A 20,848-nucleotide genomic window follows, 5' to 3' on the forward strand; every position below is an offset into this window, starting at 1 on the left:
CCGGTGACGGCGCCCTCGATGTCATCGTGCCGTCACTCGCGAGTTCCTCCGGTCGCGGCACGCGCCGGGCCTTACGTGTGCTCCGTCTCCACGCCCTTCCCGTGTGGGAGTCGGCATGCCTGAGCGGAGTCAGCCGCTGAGACGCTCCGTGTGTATCGCGGTCCTTGGTGCCGTCCCCGCATCCCTCGCTCCGCGTCTGCCGTCGTGACGTGTCCCCGCCCCCGGTGGGGTGCCGGGGGCGGGGTTGGGCGGGTTCGCTGTGTGTTGTGGATGGTGAGGGTTGCCCGGTCTGTCTTCTGTGGGGGTGTCAGCCGAAGCAGTTGGGGACGGGGTTGGTGCTGCCCGTGCAGTTGGTGGGGACGTTGTCGATGATCTTGATCTTGCCGTAGGTGGTGACGGTGCCGTCGTTGTGGATGCCTCCGGCGGGCTCGTCGGAGGTGTTGTCGGTGACCTTGACGTCGGTGAGGGTGAGCTGGTCGCCGGTGCCGATGTAGATGCCGCCGCCTGTCTGCCCGTTGCCGGGGGCCTGGTTGCCGCTGATCACGGTGCGGCGGACGGCCACCTCCTGGCCTTCGGCGGCGATGTGGATGCCGCCGCCACTCCCGTCGACGGAGGTGTTGTCGTGGATCTTGCTGTCCTCGATCACCGAGGTGGACGTGATGCCCAGGCCGCCCCCGACATTGGCGGCTGTGTTGTGGGCGATGGTGCTCTTGCGTACATGGAGTGCGCTACCGGCATGCTCGACGCCGCCACCGTCGTTGTTCGCGGTGTTGTGGGTGATGGTGCTCGTCTCGATGTTCAACAGGCCGCCGAGGCTGCTTACGCTGAGGGCGCCGCCGTCGCCGCCGGCGTAGTTGTGTCTGAAGAGGCTCTTGGTGATGGTGGTGGTTCCTTGCTGCTCTTCGACGGCGCCGCCATCGTCCAGGGCGGTGTTGCCGGTGAACTTGGTGGTCGTGATCTCCAGCTTGCCGCTTCGGTTGTCGATGGCGCCGCCGTCGTCCGCTGAGTTGTTGCTGAAGGTGCTGTTGCGGATCGTGGTGATGCCTTCGTTGTCGATGGCGCCGCCGTCATCGAAGTCCGTGTCGTTGACGGTGTTGTTGTGGAGGGTGGTGTGGTCGAGGTCGAGGCGTCCGGCGGGGTTGACGAGGATCGCGCCGCCGTTCTGGTCGACAGCGGATTTGCCGCGGGTGAGGGTGAGGTGGCGGAGTTTCAGATCGCCGCCGGCCGAGACCTGGAAGAAGCGGAACTGGTCGGCGTTGGCGGCGCGGGCGATGGTGGCGCCGTTGCCGTGGATGGTGATGGGCTGGACGATCTCGGGGAGGCCGTTGCCGTCCTGGTTGGCGGTGAGGGTGTAGGTGCACTTCTCCGCGAGGGAGAGGGTTCCTCCGCCGTCGCTGTTGGCGTCGATGATCGCCGAGATCAGGTCGTTGGGGTCGCAGTCGACGTATCTCGCCTTGCCTCGGGCATTGCCGGAGTCGTGGTGACCGTCCCGGCCCTGACGACCGTTCTCTTCCCCGTGGCCGCCTTGCCCTTCGCGACCACGGTCACGGCTGCTGTGTCCCTCAGGGCCGTTCTGCCCGTCGGAGTCGGTCGGGCCGGCGGAGCGCTTCTGCGCGTCCGTCGAAGCCGGGCCCTTCTTCTCGGGGCCGCCGGAGCCCGTGGCGCCCGAGCCCTCGTCGTTCGTAAGGTCCCCGGAACGGCTCCGGGCCGGGCCGTCGCCGGCGCGGGGTCCGGTGCTGCCGCTGCCGCTCCAGCCGGGGTTTCCGGCGTGTTCCGCCCAGTAGTCCGCGTCCTTGGCGTCCTCGGTGTCCTTGGCGCTCCCGCCGCGGGTAGTGGCCCTGGCGGGGGAGGGCTGGGTCCTGCCCTTGGCCTGGTCCGCCGCTGCTGAGGCGTTCGCCGCCGTCTGGTCGTCGTCGGTGACGGCGACGAGAGTCGTCGTGCCGATGACCGTCGCGAAGCCCGCGGCCGCCACCACAGCCGTCCTCCAGTGCCGGCTCAGTGTTGCCGACCATGCGCGATCAGCGTCATCCGTACCCCGGGATCCAGACATCCGACACGCTCTCCTTCTCTGTGATGGACCGTCACCGCAGCGCCTGGGGCGCAAGCGGGCATATCAAAGCACGGGAAAAGTCGCAAATCAGATAATCGAGTACAGCTGGGAGTGTCGGTCGAGGTGCATGAGCAATGGCCTCGGCAACTGCGCCTTCTTGCTCTCGGGGTCGTGATTGTGAGAATCGGTCAATCGTCGGCTTCTGCTGCCGGTCGGGAATTGCTCCCGGGGCGTTGAGCCGGCTCATCCCTGGCGGACGCGCCTCTGTGGCGAGGGAAATGCGCCGGGGAGGGTGCCCTCTCGTACCCCGGGCCTGACCGGGCGGGCGAGTGTGCGGTCGCGACGCTTTCGCGCCCCGAGCCGCCGGATCCGCGAGGGGTGCCGCCCGAGGGTATTGACACCTCGGCTCCATGAGGAATATGTGATGTGCAGCTTTCCATGAAGTCTGTTTCCAGGGCTTGGGCGGCGAGGCTGTTTCTTTCGGCGCCTCTCCCGGCCTGGCGTGGTCAGGGATGTCTCTGTGTCTCTCCGGCGGACCCGGGGATGACCATCCGGCCAGGTCGCTCCCATTTTCTGCTTATGCGATGTGCTGTTGAGTGTTGATGTCCCTTCCGTCCGGACGGCACAAGAGGGCTTTGCGGCCTGTCCTGCCGAAGTCCCTCTCACGCCCGGTTCCCCTCGCACGGAACGGGGAGCCGCATGTCGCAGTCGTAGGGGCCGGATGCGTCGCAGCGCGCGAGGAGAGCCGTGCCGAGTCGTCACTGGAGGCCGGCGGCGCCGGCCGCGGCAGGTTGCGCCGGTGCGGCCTTCATCCCCGTCGGGTTCGTGGCGGGCGGTACGGCGACCGCCGCCGTGCCGGCTGTCTCGGAAGCCTGTTCGCCGGCGGGGCGGTGGGGCAGCGGGCCGGTCGGCGGGCTCAGTCCGCGACGTCGCCGTCCCCGGGACCGGGACCGGGGCGGCGACCCATGGGCCGAACGGTGGGCGACGCCGACCGGGACGGCGAGGCCCCTGGGGGGCCGACTGCGAGAGCGGGCTGCCGCAGCCCGCCCCGGTGGGTGGGATCGCCGGCCGTCTCCGCTGTGACCAGCGTGATCGGCGGGCGAGGGCTGCGGCAACCCCCTTATCGGCAGGCGCTCCAGGTTCGTGTTGACCGAGAGGGGCCGGTGGAGTCGGTCGCGCCCGCGACTCGCGCCGAAACCGGAGGCAGTCGTGCGAAGCACGCTCCATGCGCATCGTGCCTCTCGGCGCCGTCCCTGCATCCCTCGACTGGCGTCCGCTTGTACTAACGTGCCCCGCCCCCGGTGGGTGCCGGGGGCGGGTCGGGTTTGCTGTGTGTTGCTGATGGCTGATGGGCCCGTTCGGTGTGTCTTCTGTGGGGGTGTCAGCCGAAGCAGTTGGGGACGGGGTTGGTGCTGCCCGTGCAGTTGGTGGGGACGTTGTCGATGATCTTGATCTTGCCGTAGGTGGTGACGGTGCCGTCGTTGTGGATGCCTCCGGCGGGTTCGTCGGAGGTGTTGTCGGTGACCTTGACGTCGGTGAGGGTGACGAGGTCGCCGGTGCCGATGTAGATGCCGCCGCCTGTCTGCCCGTTGCCGGGGGCCTGGTTCCCGCTGATCACGGTGCGGCGGATGGCCACCTCCTGGCTGCCGGGCAGGCTGATGTAGACGCCGCCGCCTTGCTGGGCGGTGGCGGTGTTGCCGTAGATCTTGCTGTTCTCGATCGTCGCGGAGTCCTCGAGATAGAGGCCGCCGCCGTCGTAGTAGGCGGTGTTGTAGGCGACCGTGCTCTCGCGGAGATGGAACGAGTCCGCACTGTGGTAGATGGCACCACCGTACTCGGCGACGTTGTACTTGAAGACGCTCTTCTCGATCTCCGTGAGACCGTCGTACGAGTAGACCGCGCCGCCGTCCTCGGCGTAGTTGTAGTCGAAGAGGCTCTTGCGGATCGTGGTCGTGCCGTACTCGTTGAGGATGGCGCCGGCGTAGTCCCCTGAGACGTTGCCGGTGAACTTGGAGGTTTCGATCTCCAGCTTGCCGTACTCGTTGGCGATGGCGCCGCCGTCGTAGCCGGAGTTCTTGCTGAGGGTGCTGTTGCGGATGGTGGTGATGCCTTCGTTGTAGATGGCGCCGCCCTGGTCGCTTTCGATGTCGTCGGTGCTGTTGTTGTGGAGGGTGGTGTGGTCGAGGTCGAGGCGGCCACCGGCCACGACGTTGATCGCGCCGCCTTCCTCGAAGGCGGCGGAGGATTTGCCGCGGGTGAGGGTGAGGTGGCGGAGTTTGAGGTCGCCGCCGACGCCGACTTCGAAGAAGCGGAACTGGTCGGCGTTGGCAGCGCGGGCGATGGTGGCGCCGTTGCCGTGGATGGTGATGGGCTGGACGATCTCGGGGAGGCCGTTGCCGTCCTGGTTGGCGGTGAGGGTGTAGGTGCACTTCTCCGCGAGGGAGAGGGTTCCTCCGCCGTCGCTGTTGGCGTCGATGATCGCCGAGATCAGGTCGTTGGGGTCGCAGCCGACGGACCTCGCCTTGTCCCCGCCCTCGTGGGAGCTGTTGCGGCTGTCCTGCCCCTGACGGCCGGCTCCTTGCTGGCGGCCATGCTGTCCATCGCGGTCGCCGCCACGGCCGTTGACGCCGCTCTCCCCTTGGCGGTGGTCGCCTTGCCCGTCATGGCCGCGGTCGTGGCTGCTGTGTCCCTCGGGGCCGTTCTGTCCCTCGGGGCCGCCTGGGCTTCCGGCGCGCTTCTGGATGTCCGCGGCTGGCGGGCCCGGCTTTCCCTCGGGTTCGCCGGGGTGGTTCCGGTCGGCGCCGCTCCCGTCGGTGTCCTTGTCCGCGTCGCTCTCGTCGTTGCCTTCGTCGGAGCCGCTCCGGTCGTGGTCGCCGCCCTGGTCCTCGGTGTCGTCGCTGTCGTTCCGGTCGGGGTTTCCGGCGTGTTCGGCCCAGTAGTCGGCGTCCTTGCCGTCCTCGGCGTCCTCGGCGTCTCCGCCGCGGGTGGTGCCGGGTTTGGCGGGTGCGGGCTGGGTCGTGCCCTTGGCCTGGTCGGCCGCCGCGGAGGCGCTCTTCGTCTCCGCCTTTCCGTCGTCGGTGACGGCGACCAGTGCCGTCGTGCCGGCGATGGTCGCGAAGCCTGCGGCCGCCACTACCGCTGTCTTCCAGTGCCGGCTCAGTGTTGCCGACCGTGTGCGATCGGAGGCATCCGTACCCCGGGATCCGAACATCCGCCAGGCTCTCCTTCATCAGTGATGGTCCGTCATCCCACGCTCAACCATGGGAATGAAAGCGGACATATAACACCATAAGGAAAGTCGCAAATCGGATAAGCGCGTACGGGTGGGAGTGTCGGCCTCGCTCGAAGGCCCCTCGGGTGGCCCGAAGCGGTCACCGGGCAGGCCGCACCGGGCGCTCGGGCGGCAGCTTTCGACCGGCGCCCGCCGGCCGGTACGCCACGTGTGGGCGACCGCCGCGGACGCGACCGCTTGCCCTTCAGCCGCCGGCTCGCCCGGCCCGCGCCGTGACGTCCGCGAGCACGGCCTCGATCCGCCGCCACGCGTCCTCGTCCCTCGGGACGGCGGGCAGTTCACGGCCGTGTCCCGTGCCCCACGCCGTCGCGACGGCCACCGGGTCCCGTCCGTACGCCGCACCCGCCGCGAGCGCGGCGGCCCCCAGCGCGACGAGTTCCTCCGACTCGGGGATCAGTACGGCCCGACCCGACAGGCGGCGCACGGTGTCGACCCAGAACCGTCCCCGCGCGCCGCCCCCGATCAGCCTCAGGGGCCGCTCGTGCGCGCCGGAGCCCCGCGGACCGCCGTTCGCCGCCCCGTCGCCGGGGGTGCAGTCGCCGGGGGTGGATTCGTCGAGGGGGAGTTGGCCGAGGGCGCGCAGCACGGTGAACACCGCGCCCTCGTAGGCCGCGCCCAGCAGTTGACCCGACGTGGTCGTGTGCCGCAGTCCGGTGAGCAGTCCCGAGGCGTGCGGGAGGTCGGGGGTGCGCTCACCGTCGAGGTACGGCAGCAGTACCGCCTCGCCGCCCGGTTCGGCGTCCTCTCGGTCGAGCCCCAGCAGGGCTGCGACCTTGTCGACCGCGAGTGTGCAGTTGAGGGTGCAGGCGAGCGGCAGATGACCTCCGTCGGTGGTGGCGAAGCCGGCCAGAGCGGGCGACGAGGGGCGGGTGCGGGTGGCCGCGAAGACCGTGCCCGAGGTGCCGAGGCTGACCACCGGGTGGTCGAGCAGCCCCGCACCGCCGAGGCCCAGCCCGACGGCCGCCGCCATGTTGTCGCCCGTCCCCGCGGCGACGGCGACGCCCTCCGGCAGTCCGAGCACCTCGGCCGCGGGGCGGGTCAGGGACCCGATCCGCTCGGCGCCGCTCGCGGCCACGGCCGGCAGCAGCGCCGGATCGAGGTCGACGAGGCCGAGCAGTTCGGGGTCGTACGCGCCGGTGGCGGTGGAGTACCAGCAGGTGCCGGAGGCGTCGCCCGGGTCGGTCACGGCGGTGCCCGCGAGTCGCTCGGTGAGGAATTCGTGGGGGAGCCGTACGGCGGCGGCGTCGTCGGCGGTCCGCGGTTCGTGCTCGCGGAGCCATCTCCACTTGCTCGCCGTCATGGAGGCGACGGGGGCCGAGCCCGTGCGGGCCACCCAGGCGTCCGCGCCGCCGAGGGCGCGAGTGAGGGCGGCGGCCTGCGGGGCGGACCGGGTGTCGTTCCAGAGCATTGCCGGACGCAGCGGGCGCCCCGCGGCGTCCAGGGTGACGAGTCCGTGCTGCTGTCCGGCGATCGCGATCGCCGTGACGGCGGAAGCCGGGGCTCCGGACGCGTGCAGGGCCGAGGCGACGGCCTCCCGGAGGGCCCGCCACCACACCTCGGGATCGGTCTCCCGGGCCCCGCCCTCGCCCGTGACGGTGTGCGGCGAGCGCCCCACGGCGAGCGGCCGGCCGGAGTCGGCGTCGATGACGAGGGCCTTCGTGGACTGGGTGGAACTGTCCACGCCGATGACGACGGGGGATGACGGCACTGAGCACCTCACTGGACCAATTCAGACTGACGAGAAAACAAAATATGTCGAGGTCATCCTGGGTCGTCAAGCCCACCATAATTGGCCAAGACGGACATTCGCGAGTCATGGATGAGCCTTGGCGGAGGGCGAACTCTGAGGTATTGATTAGGGGACAAACAAATTTGGACAGTCGTCTCCCAAGGGGCAGCACCATGTCGGAGAAGTACGCTCCCACCGCGCAGGACAAGTTCACCTTCGGTCTGTGGACCGTCGGCTGGCAGGGCCGGGACCCCTTCGGTGAGGCGACCCGTCCGGCCCTCGACCCGGTCGAGTCCGTCGAGCGGCTGGCGGCGCTGGGCGCCTACGGCGTGACCTTCCACGACGACGACCTGATCCCCTTCGGCGCCGGGGACGCCGAGCGCGAGGCCGCCGTCAAGCGCTTCCGCTCCGCCCTGGAGCGCACGGGCCTCGCCGTGCCCATGGCGACCACCAACCTCTTCACGCATCCCGTGTTCAAGGACGGCGCCTTCACCGCCAACGACCGCGACGTCCGGCGCTTCGCACTCCGCAAGACGATCCGCAACATCGACCTCGCCGCCGAGCTGGGTGCCACCACCTATGTCGCCTGGGGCGGCCGGGAAGGCGCCGAGTCCGGCGCGGCGAAGGACGTGCGCGTCGCCCTGGACCGGATGAAGGAGGCGTTCGACCTGCTCGGCGAGTACGTCACCGAGCAGGGCTACGACCTGCGCTTCGCCATCGAGCCGAAGCCCAACGAGCCGCGCGGCGACATCCTGCTGCCCACCGTCGGCCACGCCCTCGCCTTCATCGAGCGCCTGGAGCGCCCCGAACTGGTCGGCGTCAACCCGGAGACCGGCCACGAGCAGATGGCCGGGCTCAACTTCCCGCACGGCATCGCCCAGGCGCTGTGGGCGGGCAAGCTCTTCCACATCGACCTCAACGGCCAGTCCGGAATCAAGTACGACCAGGACCTCCGCTTCGGCGCCGGCGATCTGCGCCAGGCGTTCTGGCTCGTCGACCTCCTGGAGACGGCCGGTTACGAAGGCCCCCGCCACTTCGACTTCAAGCCGGTGCGCACCGACGGCTTCGACGGGGTGTGGGAGTCGGCGAGGAACTGCATGCGGAACTACCTGATCCTCAAGGAGCGCGCCGCCGCCTTCCGCGTCGATCCCGAGGTCGGGCAGGCGCTGGCCGCGTCCCGGCTGGACGAACTCGCCCGGCCCACCGCCTCCGACGGTCTCCGGGGCCTGCTCGCCGACACCTCCGCCTACGAGGAGTTCGACGTGCGGGCGGCGGCCGGGCGCTCCATGGCCTTCGAGCGTCTGGACCAGCTGGCGATGGAGCACCTGCTCGGCGTGCGCTGACGGGGGGACAATTTCCCTGTCGCCCATTGACGAGACCGAAGTCCCCGGCCGGAACCACGCGGCCGGGGCGGATGGGGAGTGCGAACGTGTCACAGAGCGTCGCGGGAGCGGCAGCCCGCGGCCCGGATCGGGCACCGGCCGACCAGGTGGCGGTCCGCCGGGCCAACCTCGCCCGCGTCCTCGGCGAGGTGCGCTCGGCCGGGCCACTGTCCCGGGCGACCGTGGCCCGGCACACCGGGCTGACGAGGGCCACGGTGTCCAGCCTCGTGGCGGAGCTGATCGAGCGCGGGCTGCTCCGGGAGACGGACTTCCAGCAGGACGGGAGCGTCGGGCGTCCCGGGCGCCGTCTGGAGATCGACGGCCGGACGGTCGCCGCGCTGGGGCTGGAGGTCAACTCCCGCTATCTCGCGGCCTGGTCGACGGATCTCGTCGGCGGCACCCGGCACGAGCGGCGCCTCGTCCACGACGCCACCCGCGAGGGCGCCGAGCGCACGGTCCGCGCGCTCGCGAAGCTCGCGGCCGAACTGCTCGACGAGGCGCGGGCCGCGGGAGCGCACACGGCGGGCATCGGCGTCGCCGTGCCCGGTCCGGTGGACGCCGTCGACGGTTCGGTGCGGGCCGCGCCGAACCTCGGCTGGCGGAACGTTCCCGTCGCCCGGCTGCTGCGTGATTTCCTCGGACTGCCGGCCGACGTGCCCGTCGTCGTCGACAACGAGGCCAATCTGGCGGCTCTGGCCGAACGCGGCCAGGCCGGCTCCCGTGCCGCCGATCTGGTGTACGTCACCGGCGAGGCCGGCATCGGCGCCGGCATCGTCGCGGACGGCGGGCTGCTGCGCGGTGCCGGCGGCTACAGCGGCGAGCTGGGCCATCTGCAGGTGGACCCGGCGGGGGAGAGGTGCGCCTGCGGGCGAACCGGCTGTCTGGAGACCAAGGTCGGGCTCACCGCCGCGATCCGCGCCGCCGCGCCGGATCTGGCGGCGGACGGGCCGGCGGCCGCGGTCACCCTCGATCCCCGGGAGCTCGCGGCGGAGCTGCTGCGACGGGCCACCGAAGGGGATCCCCGGGCGCTGGGCGGGCTGGACGAGATCGGCCGCTGGCTCGGCATCGGCCTGGCCATCCCGGTCAATCTGCTCAACCCCGAGGTGATCGTGCTCGGCGGCTACTTCGCTGCGGTCGCCCCGTACCTGCTGCCCGCCGCGATGCGGGAGCTGAGGGAACGGGCCGTGGCCGGCGACCCGGCGGTCTCCCGGGTCACCGGGTCCGCCCTGGGCTTCGCCGCCGCGGTGCGGGGCGCCGCGGGCGTCATCGTGGAGGAGGTCTTCGCCGACCCGGCCCGGCTGCTGCCGCCTGCGGCCGGGACGGCGGTGCCGGGCCCGCCGGGCTGACGCCGACGCCCGGTGGGCGCTCCCGCGGGGCGGTCGCGAGGCCCCGCGAACGGCGATCCCGGGTGGCGTTCACCGTCCGCGACAGCGGGTGCCACGAGGCGGCCGAGCAGGTCCGGCTGTGTCCGCACGAACCGGCCCCTCTGTGGTGCGGCCCGTCCCGCGTCCCGCGCGTCGGTCCGGCCCTGCCGCGGCCGGCCGCCCCGGTGCGGTACCGAGCACCCGGTGGGGGCGGCCGGGCGGCAGGAGGGGTGGAGCCGCGAACACCCCGTGCCGGCGAGGCGGCACGGCGAGCGGGTCACTCCCGCGGGACCGGGCGCCCGGAGCACTGCCGGCCGCGGCCGCCGCGCGAACTCCGGGTCGCCGCCCGGACCATGTCAGCCGTCGCCGCGGCGGCGCACGACCATCGGCATGCGGGTCGGGTGCGCCATCGCCGCGGTGGCCTCACGCGGCGGCTTGCTGCCCGGGACCGGACGCAACTGCCAGCGGCGCAGGATCGTGGCCAGGGTGATCGTGGCCTCCAGCCAGCTGAACCTGTCGCCGATGCACTTGCGGTTGCCCGCCCCGAAGGGCACGACGTGTTCACGAGGACGTGCCGCGACCCGTTCGGGCAACCAGCGGTCCGGGTCGAACCGGTCGGGGTCCGGGTACAGTCCGGGATGCCGGTGCAGAGCGTAGGGACTCAGGAGCACTTCGGTCTCCGCGGGGATGTCGTAGCCCCCGATGGTGACCGCCTCGTTGGTGCGTCGCATCAGGCTGACCACACCATGGAGTCGGATCACCTCGTCCAGGACCCTGGTGATGCCGGGCAGCCGGGGCACATCGGCCAACGTCACGGGCCCGTCGCCCGTGGACTCGTCGATCTCGGCGAGCAGCGCGGCCTCCACGTCGGGCAGCCGGCTCAGGTGGTGGAGCGCCCAGGCGAGTGCGGAGGCCGTGGTCTCGGTGCCCGCGAACAGCATGGTGGTCAGTTCGTCGCGGACCTCCTCGTCGGTGAGGCCCGCCCCCGTATCGTCCCGCGCCGAGAGCAGCAGGGAGAGCAGGTCCGTGCGGCCCTCGGGGTCGGAGGCGCGGGTGGCGGTGATGACGTCGTCGATCACGGAACGCATCCGGGCGGCCGACCGGTCGAACGCCCGCCAGACCGGCAGCCGGTCGAGGGCCTTGGGGGCGAGAGCCCGCAAGAGCATGCTGTTGAGGATGACGGGGAGGTCCTCCTGGACGGCCCGTACCGCCGGGGCGCCGATGTCGGTGCTGAAGAGGGTGGCGGCCAGGGTCTCGATCGCGTGGGCCCCCATGGCCCGGTCGACGTCGACGACCTGACCGTCCCTCCACGAGTCGGCGAGCGCCCGGGCCCGTTCGTTCATGACGTCGGCGTAGCCCTCCAGGCGCTCCTTGTAGAACATCGGCTGGATCAGCCGCCGGTTGCGCATGTGCTGGGAGCCGTCGGAGTTGGCCAGACCGTTGCCGACCAGCGGCCGGACACGTTCGAACAGCCGGCCCTTGCGGAAGGAGCGGGCCTTCTTGACGAGGACCTCGCCGACGGTCTCGGCGCTGGTGACCATGACCACCGGCATGGTGCCGATGTCGAGCCGCAGTACCGGGCCTTCGGCGTGGAGGGAGCTGAGCACCCTGAGGGGGGCTCGCACCAGCCGTGGTACATGACCGAGGCCCGGCACCCGGCCCTTGGCACGAGGTATGGCTTCCAGTGACACGGTGCGTCCTCTCGCGAGACGTTCTCGTGCCGGGGCGCTGCCGGCCCGGCGTGGGGGGATGTGGTGTACGCGGCGGTGCCCGGGCGGGCCCTCGGGGGGCCTGCCGGGACGAACCGGGAGGAGGGGAGGCCGGGAAGCCGCCCCTCGGGCACCATCATGGTCATTTTCTCGACACCCGCCGCACCGGGGAAACATCGTTCTCCGTCGAACGGTCCGTCGGCCGCCGGCGCGACGCATCCCGTGGACCCTTTCGTGAGGTCCAACACCCTTTGCCCGACGGAGCATTGACTCCCTGTCGGGTTTGGGACGGCCGGGGATATGCTGCCCTGAGTGCCGATCTTGCTCAGCGGAGACCGGCAGCCGAGACCGCTGCCCGCGGTCAGCAGCGACGATCATGAGCGCCCCCGGCCGGCCTTCGTGAAGGGGGTCGCTCCCCATATCCGGAGGCCCCGTGACCCCCCAACCCCCGACATCCGCCGACGGGCTCGTGCCACCGCCCGGGTGCCCCGCCCACGGCATGGCCGCCGGCGGCCTCCGGCGCCTGCCGGAGATCACCGACCCGGCCGGCACGTACGAGGAACTGCGCCGGGAGTACGGCCCGGTGGCCCCGGTCCTCCTGCACGGGGACATCCCGGCGTGGATCGTGCTCGGGTACCGGGAGAACCTGGAGGTGATGCGCACCCCCCTGCTGTTCAGCCGGGACTCGCGGCGCTGGAGCGCCTTCCGCGAGGGCCGCGTCCCCGCGGACTCCCCGCTGATCCCCATGGTGGGCTGGCAGCCGCTGTGCGTCTTCGCCGACGGCGAGGAGCACGCCCGCCTGCGTGGCGCCGTCGTGGACGGACTGGCCCAGTTCAACCGCCGCGGCATGCGCCGGTACGTCACGCACTACACCCGTCAGCTCGTCAGCGGTTTCGGGGCGGACGGCACCGCCGACCTCGTCCGCGAGTACGCCGAGCCGCTGCCCATGCTGGTCGTCAGCCGGCTGCTCGGAATGACACCGGACAAGGGTCCGCTGCTCGTCGAGCCGACGCTCGACCTGATGCGCGGCAGCGAGACGGCGGCCGCGAGCAACGCGCTCGTGACCCAGGTCCTGGAGGACCTCGTCGCGTACAAGAAGACCGCGCCGGGCAATGACCTGGCGTCGCGGCTCATCCTGCACGAGTCACGCCTGACGGACACCGAGATCGTCGAGCATCTGCGCCTGACCCTGGTGGCCGCCCACCAGGGCACGGTCAATCTCATCGCCCAGACACTGCGGCTGATCCTGACGGACCGCCGGTTCCGCGGCAGCCTGTCGGGCGGTCATATGACTCTCCCCGACGCCCTGGAGCAGGTCATGTGGGACAACCCCAGCATCGGTGTGGTTCCGGGCCGTTGGGCCACTTCCGACACCAAGCTGGGAGGGCGGGCGATCAAGTCCGGCGACCTGCTGCTGCTGTGCATCGCCGCGGCCAACGTGGACCCCGAGCAGCGGCCCGACCTGACCGTGCCGATGCACGGGAACCGCTCGCACCTCGCGCTGAGCAGCGGTCCCCACGAGTGCCCGGGCGGTGACATCGGCCGTGCCATCGCGGACACCGGCATCGACGAACTCATGTCACTCCTGCCGGACATGAGACTCGCCGTTCCCGAGACGGAGATCGGCATCACCGCGGACTGGCTCACCCGCCGGCCCTCCGCACTCCCGGTCCGGTTCACCCGTCCGCGCTCACTGGGCACCCAGCTCCCGCCGTACGGTGCCCCGATCGCGGCCCAGCCGCTGCCCGCGGCGGCCCTGCCTCTCCCCCCGCGGGAGGACGAGCCCGTCCCCTCGGCGACGGCCTCCCGATCGTGGTGGCGCACCCTGCTGTCACGCTGAACCCCGCTCGCGCCCGGCCGGGCCGGCGCTGCACCCGCGGCGAGGAGCACGGGCACCGCACCGCGACGCCCGTGCTCCTCGCGCGGTGCCAGGGGTGGCACTGGTGCCGCGCCGGGCAAGGATCGCCCGGCGCGCAGCGGCGTCCGGTGCGTGGGGTCGCCCCAGGCCCTCCGGGCCGAGGGGGAGGGGCGCAAGGCGCCGGATCGGCCCGGAGGGCCTGCTCGGTGCTTCGGCAGCGCCGCCGGTCGCCGTGCCGGGCGCCGCGACGGGACGAACGTCGCCGGACGCAACACGCCCTAGCGAACCGGGGTGAGGTTCCTGTGCTGGTCCTCCCGCGTGCCGTTGCGGGGCCGGGCGAGTGCCGGCCGGCCGGTGGGGAGGTCCCACCACCAGGCGACCGCGGGGATGTCCAGCGGTTCCCGGCTCTCGTCCGTCGGGGTGTCACGGAAGACGGACGGGATGCGTGCGGGGTCGTCCGGTGTCGTGTAGCGGATGGAACTGATCCCCCAGTCCTGCGCTCCCCGGATGAAGGAGGCGAGCCCGGCGAGGTACTGCCTCAGCTGTGGGCTGCCGTCCTGCGAGAGATGCCCGCTCAGCCGCATGAACAGGCCCATCACGCGGTCCCGTTGGGCGATCGCCGTGGTGAGTGCCTGTTCGGGGGTGAGGCCGTCCTGCTCCAGCACGCGCAGCGCGTTCAGGTAGTAGCCGGTGCCCTTGCGCTCCTTGTGGTACGAGAAGATGTCGTTGTCCCAGGTGATGACGAACGAAGCCATCTCCTCGGCCGCGCGCACCGCGGTGCTGTCGCGCTCGTGCGGCTGGAGTTCGTAGCCGTGGCCCATCTCCAGCAGGGGGAAGACGACCGAGGTTGCGCCGTCGTACAGGCGCATCAGGGTGTAGTCGTTGAGGTCGGGCACCGTCGCCGCGCTCCGGTGGGAGGCCTCCCAGACCACGGAGAAGAAGTACTCGCGCAGCGTGCCCACCCAGCGGGCGGTCTGCCCGGAGGTCCCGTAGCGGTCGGCCCGCAGGCGCAGGTCGCGCAGACCGGCCGCCAGCGGGTCGTCGGGGAGCATCGGAGCCTCGGGGTTCTGGGCGACGCGCAGCAGCCGGTGGAGTGTGCCGGCGAGGTCGCCCGGGCGCCGGCCCAGCTCGCCCTCCTCGCAGTGCCCGTCGTCGACACCGAACAACCACAGGACGAAGTCGGCGAGGAGGGAGATCACCTCCTGGCGGCCCTCCGGCAGGATGCGGGCGGCGAAAGTACCGATGTCCTGACGTACGAGGCGGGCGCGCAACTCCTCGGAGCCGATGCGAAACGTTTCTGCCCACGCGGCGGTCCGGATGTCGATGTCCGCGTGGCGTGGATGGATTGCCGGGGCTATCGGGGAGTAGATCGGCGGAACTGTCAGCTCGGGCCCCACGGCCGTCCTCTCGTTCGCGGTTTGCGCCAGGGCCGACGTGCCCGGCGCCACTGTGGTCACACCGATCACTCCCACCTCAGAGTGATCAACTATGGCGCATAGTAGCCAGCCCTGTCGGCCGATCCAATAGGGCGACCACCGACCGCGGCCCCCGCGAGGACGAGGAGCGGAGGGCCACGGGGGCACACGGCGGACCGGCAGGGGCCCAGGACCTGCGGCGCCCCGTCGGAACCGGAACCTGCGGGCACTCGCACGACGCCCCCGTGCCGGCCGCCGAAGCGTCCGCGGGCCCGGGGGCGGTCCGTCCGGCGGATGGCGCGTTCCCGCCACCGGACGTGCTGTCAGGTGCGCTACGGCTGCGGCCCCTTGGGGCGGAAACCGGCCGAGCCCCGGGTCTGGCCGCCCGCGCCACCTGCCGTACCGGCCGTGTCCGGGCCCGCGGACGCCTCGGCAGCCGCACCGCCCGTACCGGACCCGCCCAGGACCCCGACCTCCGCTTCCGGCCGCGAGATGTGGGCGTTGCGCTCGTCGGCCCAGCTCTGCAGGGCGGTCATGCAGGCGTGGTCCAGATGGCGAACCCCGGAGAGGTCGAGCTCCACATGGCGCTGCGGCAGCGCCTCCAGGGTGTCCAGGATGCGGGGCAGCCGCAGGAACGTGGCGTTGCCGCTGAGCCGGACCCGGACCGGCCCGATGCCGCTGTCGGACACGGAGATGTGGACGTGGGACATGGCCCAGGCGGTCTTGACGACGGCGAGGAGCAGACCGATGAGCACGCCCTCGAACATGTTCGTCGTCACGATCGCCGCAGCCGTGACGACCAGGACGACCGCCTCGCCCCGGTGGTCCCGCCACAGCGGCCCGATCTCCTTCACCGGGATCAGCTTCCACCCCGCGTGGATCAGGACGCCGGCGAGCGCGGCGGTGGGGACGTAGGAGAGAGCCTGCGGGAGGAAGGCCGCGAAGAGCAGCAGCCACACGCCGTGGAGCACCCGGGAGAGCTTGGTGCGCGCACCGGCCTGGACGTTCGCGGAGCTGCGCACGATCACCGCGGTCATCGGCAGGGAGCCGAGCAGACCGCAGACGCTGTTGCCCGCGCCCTGCGCCATCAGCTCCTTGTCGTAGTCGGTGCGGCGGCCCGAGTGGAGCCGGTCGACGGCGTTCGCGCTGAACAGGCTCTCGGCCGAGGCGATCAGCGCGAACGCCACGACCGTGGCCGCCAGTCCCACGTCGGCGAGCCGCGTCGCGTCGGACAGGCCCAGCGGATGGATCGCGTGCAGCAGCCCCGTGACCTCGACCCGTGCGATCGGCAGGTCGAACAGGGCGGTCAGTACGGTCGCGACACCCACCGCGACCAGCGCTCCCGGCACCACCCGCGCCCGTCCCGAGACGCGCGGCCACACGGCGATGAGCCGCGCCGTTCCCACGCCCACGGCGAGGGCCAGGAGGGCGTTCTGCGAGGTGACGGTGGTGAGGACGAGCCGCGGCAGGCCCGCCAGGTCGGCCAGGCCGCCGCCCGGCGCCTTGGCGTCCGCCAGCGCGTAGAGCTGACCGGCGATCAGGACCAGCCCGATACCGGCGAGCATGCCCTGGACGACGGCCAGGGAGATCGCGCGGAACCAGCGGCCGAGCCGCAGGGCACCGAGCACGAGCTGGATCAGCCCGGCGCCGAGCACGATCACCCCCAGGGCGGGCAGCCCGTAGTCGGAGACCGCCGTGAAGACGAGGACGGTCAACCCGGCCGCGGGACCGCTGACCTGGAGGCTGCTGCCGGGCAGCAGCCCGGTGACCAGACCGCCGACGATGCCGGTGATGAGGCCGAGTTCGGCCGGCACGCCGGAGGCGACGGCCACGCCCACGCACAGCGGCAGGGCGACGAGGAAGACGACGAGGGAGGCGGTGACGTCGGCGCGGAGGGTGCGCCGCTGCTCTGCAGTGATCAGGGGCATGGCGTTCTTTCAGGAGGTGAGGAAGGAACGTCGTGGGCGTCGGGGCCGGTGCGGTGGCCGCCGGCGGCCACCGCACCGGCCCGGATCACAGGGGCCGGAAGGTGCGGCCGTCCGCCGCGCAGGAGAGGACCTCGCCGGACTCGACCATGTAGAACCAGGCGTGCAGCCGCAGCCGGCCGGAGTCCAGCCGCCGGGCGACGCAGGGGTAGGTCCGCAGATGGCCGAGCTGGGTCAGGACGTGCCGCTGCACGGCGGGCGTCAGTTCCTCGTCGGCCGACGGAGCGGACCCGTCCTGCCCGGTGCGGTGGCCCGCCCGGGTGAGCCAGCGCCGTACCAGCGGCATGCTCCGGACGTCCTGCTCCCGCAGCAGGCCCTGGACGGCACCGCAGTGCGAGTGGCCGCACACGACGATGTCCGGCACCTCCAGGGCCTCCAGGGCGAACTCCAGGCTGCCCCCGACGGCACACGCCGCCTGCGGCCGCCAGGGCGGGACGATGTTCCCGGCCGTGCGTACCTCGAACACGTCGCCGGGCCGGGCGCCGGTGATCAGCGAGGGGACCACCCGGGAGTCGGAACAGGTGATGAACAGCGCCTGGGGCCGCTGCCCCCGCGCGAGTGCCGCGTAGGCGTCCTGCTGGCCCGCGATCCGCGCGGGGAACTGCCGGGCGTGCTCGATGAGTGACTGCATGGTCGTACCTCGGTCTCTTCGATGCGGAACGGGTCTGCTTCGCAGAAGAGGGGTGCGCCGCGGTGGCCCTGACGCCCCGTGACGGCGGCGTCGGCCCGCCCCGGGTCCGTCCCGGGGCGTGCCGGAGCGGTGTCCCGGGGGCTGGGGGAGGGCGGTGACCGGTGGCGCACCTGCCGGTCAGCAGCGGAACGACTGCAGGGTGCTCAGGGTCGGCGCCGTTGCGGCGCCGGGATTCCGGCTGTGTCTCGCGGTCCCGGCCGACGTGCCGGGCGGGGGGCCCGTCGTCTCGTCCGGGGCGCCGCCGCCGTGGCCGGTGTTCCCGTAGCCGGGGCCGGCGGCGGCCGGAGCGCCGAGTGGGGTCAGCCGCGAGGGGTGGTTGCGCGGGTCGTACTCGTCGTGGTGGAGCCCGGCACCGTCCGCGCGGACGACCACGGCCGCGGTGTGGGGGTTCCTGTTCTCGGTGACGACGGCCGCCTCGGCCCGGGGCGCGTCGGGGGTGGCGCACAGCGGAGTCACCACGTGCAGCAGCACCGCGCAGATCAGCAGAATGCCCGCTGACACACGTGAGATCACCGCCGGACTCCTTGGCTGTCAGTGCTGCGCCGGGCCGAACATTACCGTTCCTTTGCCTCGTTTTCCGGTTGATTACTGCGTCTTTTGCAGTATGTGGTGTTGTCAGCCTGGTTCGTCCGGTGTTCGGGTGCCACCGGTGGGCGTCCGTTCGCGGTACGGCCGACGCCCTCGGTGGCCGCCCGGAGTGGAGTGACGGGCGGTCCTGGCCGGCCGGATCCGGACACGGCGTGGACACGGCGCGGGACTCTGCGATGATGAGCGCCGTAAAAGGCGACGGCGGAACGAGGAAGCCGGTGTGAATCCGGCGCGGTCCCGCCACTGTGATCGGCGAGCGGACCCCGAGCGGACCACTGCCCGGAGGCGGGTGGGAAGGCCGGGGCGAGCGGTGACCCGGGAGCCAGGAGACTCACGCGGTCGCCTCCTCGAGCTGACCGGGGCGGATTTCCCCGGAGGGGAGGGCTTGTCGTGGTGCCCAGGGGGCCAGTGGACACCGGTCCGGTGCCGTGCCGGATCGTGGTGTGCCGGGACTGCTGCTGCGGCAGTCCCAAGGTGACCGGAGTCGACCACGCGCATCAGGCCGCGCGTCTCGCGGAACAGGCACCGGTGCGGATCACCGACTGTCTGGACGTGTGCGACCAGGCGAACGTCGTCGTCGTGCAGCCGTCGGCCGAGGGGCGGGCCGCGGGCGGGCGACCGGCCTGGTTCGGCCTGGTGAACGATCCGGCCGCGACCGAGGACGTGGCCGCGTGGGTGCGCGCGGGCGGCCCGGGCCTCGCCGAGATGCCGGAGATCCTCGCGCTGTACGCCTTCACCCCGCCACGGCGCGTCCGTTCCGGATCGCTCCGGGACGCAGGCTGAGCCGTCGGACCCCTCGCCCCACGCTCCCGTCCGACGCGCGGCCCGCCGCGTCATCCGGTGGCTGATGCGCCGGAGCACGGCATGAGGGAGGACGCCACGAGGGGGAGCGGAGCCGTGGGCGCGCCGGGAGGACTGGCCGTGGAGGACCTGCCGGTGGTCCAGGACGGGGCAGGGCCCTGGCGGAGGGCGTGTCGCTGAGTGCGGCCCCCGGCGAGGTCGTCGGCCTCGTCGGCCCCGACGGCGCCGGGAGGTCGACCCTGTTGCGCACTGTCCACCGGGCACTGGCCCCGCCACGGACGGGTGCTGCTGGACGGGGAGGACCTACGGCGGATGCCGGTCAAGGGCCTGGCGCGCCGGCCCGGCCGAGTCCGCCACGGCCCGGCCGGGACCGCCCGTCAGGCCGTCGCCGTGGCCAGCCGGTCCGCGATCCCGGCAGTGATCGCCTCGGCGTGATCCGTGAGGTAGAAGTGGCCGCCGGGGAAGACCTGGAGCTCGAACGGCCCATCGGTGCAGCCGGCCCAGTGGTGCAGTTCGCCGACGCCCACGCGTGGGTCCGAGAACCCGGTCAGCGCATGCACCGGGCAGCGCAGTTGCGGTCCCGGGAGGAACCGGTAGGTCTCGGCGGCCCGGTAATCGCTCCGAATGGCCGGCAGGGCGCGTTCCAGCAGCTCCGGGTCGCCGAACATCTCAGACCCCGTGCCGTCGAGAGCCCGGATGTCCTCGACCAATTCCCGGTCCGAGAGCAGGTGCAACCCGTCGTCGACGACCCGGTGCGGGGCACGACGGCCCGACACGAACAGGGCGGCGGGCGCCCGGCCGGTGTCCTGCGCACGGCGGGCCACCTCGTAGGCGAGGGTCGCGCCCATGCTGTGGCCGAAGAGCGCGAACGGCCGGTCCAGGTAGGGGGTGAGGGCCTCGGCGACCCGGTCGGCCATCACCGCCATGTCCGGGACGGTGGGCTCGGCCTGCCGGTCCTGCCGTCCCGGGTACTGCACCGGGAGCACCTCGACACCCTGCTGCGCGAGGGCGCGCGAGAGTGGGAAGAAGAAGCCGGCGGAACCCCCGGCGTGCGGGAAGCACACGAGCCGGGCGTCGGCATCGGGGACCGGGTGGAACCTGCGGATCCAGGAACCTGTGCCGGCGCCGTCGCGGGCAGGACTCTCCATAATTTCCACATTCCTTCATACCCGTTCTCATCGGTGCACCGAACAGAGAATTGCGGAGCGGATTTCCGGCCGACAACCCCCTACCGGCTTTTCTGGGGGGTCCGCCGGTGGAATCGGGGTTCCCGCACCGAGGCCCTCTTCCTACCCTGATCCTGTGAACGAAATAGTCAGCGCCATCCTTTCCGACGACGCCGAGACCGTGGACTTCTCCGGTCTGCGCATCCCCGAGAGTTACCGGGGGAGCGTCGTCAGAAAAGAAGACATCGGCATGTTCGAGGGTGTGGCGACGGTGGACAAGGATCCCCGGAAGTCGTTGCACCTGGAGGACGTGGTGACGCCGGAGCCGGGTCCGGGCGAGGCGCTGGTGGCGGTGATGGCGTCGGCGATCAACTACAACACCGTGTGGTCGTCGATCTTCGAGCCCCTGCCGACGTTCGGCTTCCTGGAGCGCTACGGCCGGCTGTCGGAGCTGACCAAGCGCCACGACCTGCCGTACCACGTGCTGGGCTCCGACCTCGCCGGCGTCGTCCTGCGGGCCGGGCCGGGTGTGAACCGCTGGAAGGCCGGGGACCGGGTCGTGGCGCACTGCCTGTCGGTGGAGTTGGAGTCCGCGGACGGTCACAACGACACGATGCTCGACCCCGAGCAGCGGATCTGGGGCTTCGAGACCAATTTCGGCGGGCTGGCCGAGATCGCGCTGGTGAAGTCGAACCAGCTGATGCCGAAGCCCGAGCACCTGACCTGGGAGGAGGCCGCCGCGCCGGGGCTGGTCAACTCCACCGCCTACCGTCAGCTCGTCTCGCGCAACGGCGCGGGCATGAAGCAGGGTGACAACG

General features: G+C 71.9%; 14 protein-coding genes, 1 pseudogene and 1 riboswitch. Of the genes and pseudogenes, 6 read left to right on the forward strand and 9 right to left on the reverse strand.

Features of this window, described 5'->3' with window-relative positions; genetic code table 11:
* Window positions 1–307: 307 nt before the first annotated feature.
* From AB0J10_RS30295 to AB0J10_RS30305, 3 genes are all read right to left on the reverse strand, one after another.
* Entirely contained in the window at window positions 308–1,975 is a 1,668-nt protein-coding gene (locus tag AB0J10_RS30295) for a right-handed parallel beta-helix repeat-containing protein (protein WP_363066046.1), read from the reverse strand.
* 1,456 nt (window positions 1,976–3,431) lie between these two features.
* On the reverse strand, window positions 3,432–5,183 hold the full coding sequence (locus AB0J10_RS30300; RefSeq protein WP_363066048.1) for a hypothetical protein: 1,752 nt from the start codon (window positions 5,181–5,183) through the stop codon (window positions 3,432–3,434).
* Window positions 5,184–5,526: 343 nt separating this feature from the next.
* Entirely contained in the window at window positions 5,527–7,050 is a 1,524-nt protein-coding gene (locus AB0J10_RS30305; protein ID WP_363066050.1) for an FGGY family carbohydrate kinase, read from the reverse strand.
* Window positions 7,051–7,244: 194 nt separating this feature from the next.
* Between AB0J10_RS30305 and xylA the strand changes: the two genes are divergently transcribed.
* The gene (xylA, locus tag AB0J10_RS30310) at window positions 7,245–8,414 is read left to right on the forward strand and encodes a xylose isomerase (RefSeq protein WP_363066052.1); all 1,170 of its coding nucleotides are present in this window, start codon (window positions 7,245–7,247) and stop codon (window positions 8,412–8,414) included.
* Window positions 8,415–8,500: 86 nt separating this feature from the next.
* Window positions 8,501–9,799, forward strand: coding sequence for an ROK family transcriptional regulator (locus tag AB0J10_RS30315; RefSeq protein WP_363066054.1), 1,299 nt, complete (start codon window positions 8,501–8,503; stop codon window positions 9,797–9,799).
* 374 nt (window positions 9,800–10,173) lie between these two features.
* On the opposite strand, the gene AB0J10_RS30320 is transcribed toward AB0J10_RS30315, so the two are convergent.
* Complete coding sequence (locus AB0J10_RS30320; RefSeq protein WP_363066056.1) at window positions 10,174–11,508, reverse strand: cytochrome P450; 1,335 nt, start codon at window positions 11,506–11,508, stop codon at window positions 10,174–10,176.
* A gap of 517 nt (window positions 11,509–12,025) precedes the next feature.
* On the opposite strand from AB0J10_RS30320, the gene AB0J10_RS30325 reads away from it, so the two are divergent.
* Window positions 12,026–13,366 (forward strand): cytochrome P450, encoded by a 1,341-nt coding sequence (locus AB0J10_RS30325; protein WP_363066074.1) that lies wholly within the window; start codon window positions 12,026–12,028, stop codon window positions 13,364–13,366.
* A 296-nt stretch (window positions 13,367–13,662) separates the two neighbouring features.
* Here AB0J10_RS30325 and AB0J10_RS30330 read toward each other — a convergent pair whose 3' ends face one another.
* The 4 genes from AB0J10_RS30330 to AB0J10_RS30345 all read right to left on the reverse strand — a co-directional run bounded on the left by AB0J10_RS30330 (window position 13,663) and on the right by AB0J10_RS30345 (window position 17,988).
* Window positions 13,663–14,781: a selina-4(15),7(11)-diene synthase gene (locus AB0J10_RS30330; RefSeq protein ID WP_363066076.1), complete on the reverse strand. Its 1,119-nt coding sequence runs from the start codon at window positions 14,779–14,781 to the stop codon at window positions 13,663–13,665.
* Between the two features lie 350 nt (window positions 14,782–15,131).
* Window positions 15,132–16,727 (reverse strand): SulP family inorganic anion transporter, encoded by a 1,596-nt coding sequence (locus AB0J10_RS30335; RefSeq protein ID WP_363066058.1) that lies wholly within the window; start codon window positions 16,725–16,727, stop codon window positions 15,132–15,134.
* Between the two features lie 85 nt (window positions 16,728–16,812).
* A complete protein-coding gene (locus tag AB0J10_RS30340) occupies window positions 16,813–17,415 on the reverse strand; it encodes a carbonic anhydrase (protein WP_363066060.1) in 603 nt (200 codons plus the stop codon).
* Between the two features lie 177 nt (window positions 17,416–17,592).
* On the reverse strand, window positions 17,593–17,988 hold the full coding sequence (locus AB0J10_RS30345; protein WP_363066062.1) for a hypothetical protein: 396 nt from the start codon (window positions 17,986–17,988) through the stop codon (window positions 17,593–17,595).
* 239 nt (window positions 17,989–18,227) lie between these two features.
* Window positions 18,228–18,417: riboswitch (cobalamin riboswitch) on the forward strand.
* A 39-nt stretch (window positions 18,418–18,456) separates the two neighbouring features.
* Between AB0J10_RS30345 and AB0J10_RS30350 the strand changes: the two genes are divergently transcribed.
* A complete protein-coding gene (locus AB0J10_RS30350; protein ID WP_363066064.1) occupies window positions 18,457–18,846 on the forward strand; it encodes a (2Fe-2S) ferredoxin domain-containing protein in 390 nt (129 codons plus the stop codon).
* A 188-nt stretch (window positions 18,847–19,034) separates the two neighbouring features.
* A pseudogene (locus tag AB0J10_RS30355) lies at window positions 19,035–19,085 on the forward strand (hypothetical protein); the annotation flags it as partial.
* A gap of 156 nt (window positions 19,086–19,241) precedes the next feature.
* Here the strand turns inward: AB0J10_RS30355 and AB0J10_RS30360 are convergent.
* Window positions 19,242–20,012: an alpha/beta fold hydrolase gene (locus tag AB0J10_RS30360; RefSeq protein WP_363066066.1), complete on the reverse strand. Its 771-nt coding sequence runs from the start codon at window positions 20,010–20,012 to the stop codon at window positions 19,242–19,244.
* 154 nt (window positions 20,013–20,166) lie between these two features.
* Here AB0J10_RS30360 and AB0J10_RS30365 point away from each other — a divergent pair.
* Window positions 20,167–20,848: alcohol dehydrogenase catalytic domain-containing protein (locus tag AB0J10_RS30365; protein ID WP_363066068.1), on the forward strand; the 682-nt coding region annotated here is incomplete at its 3' end.

Origin of the sequence: Streptomyces sp. NPDC049887 (assembly GCF_040656535.1) — a bacterium.
Classification (GTDB): domain Bacteria; phylum Actinomycetota; class Actinomycetes; order Streptomycetales; family Streptomycetaceae; genus Streptomyces.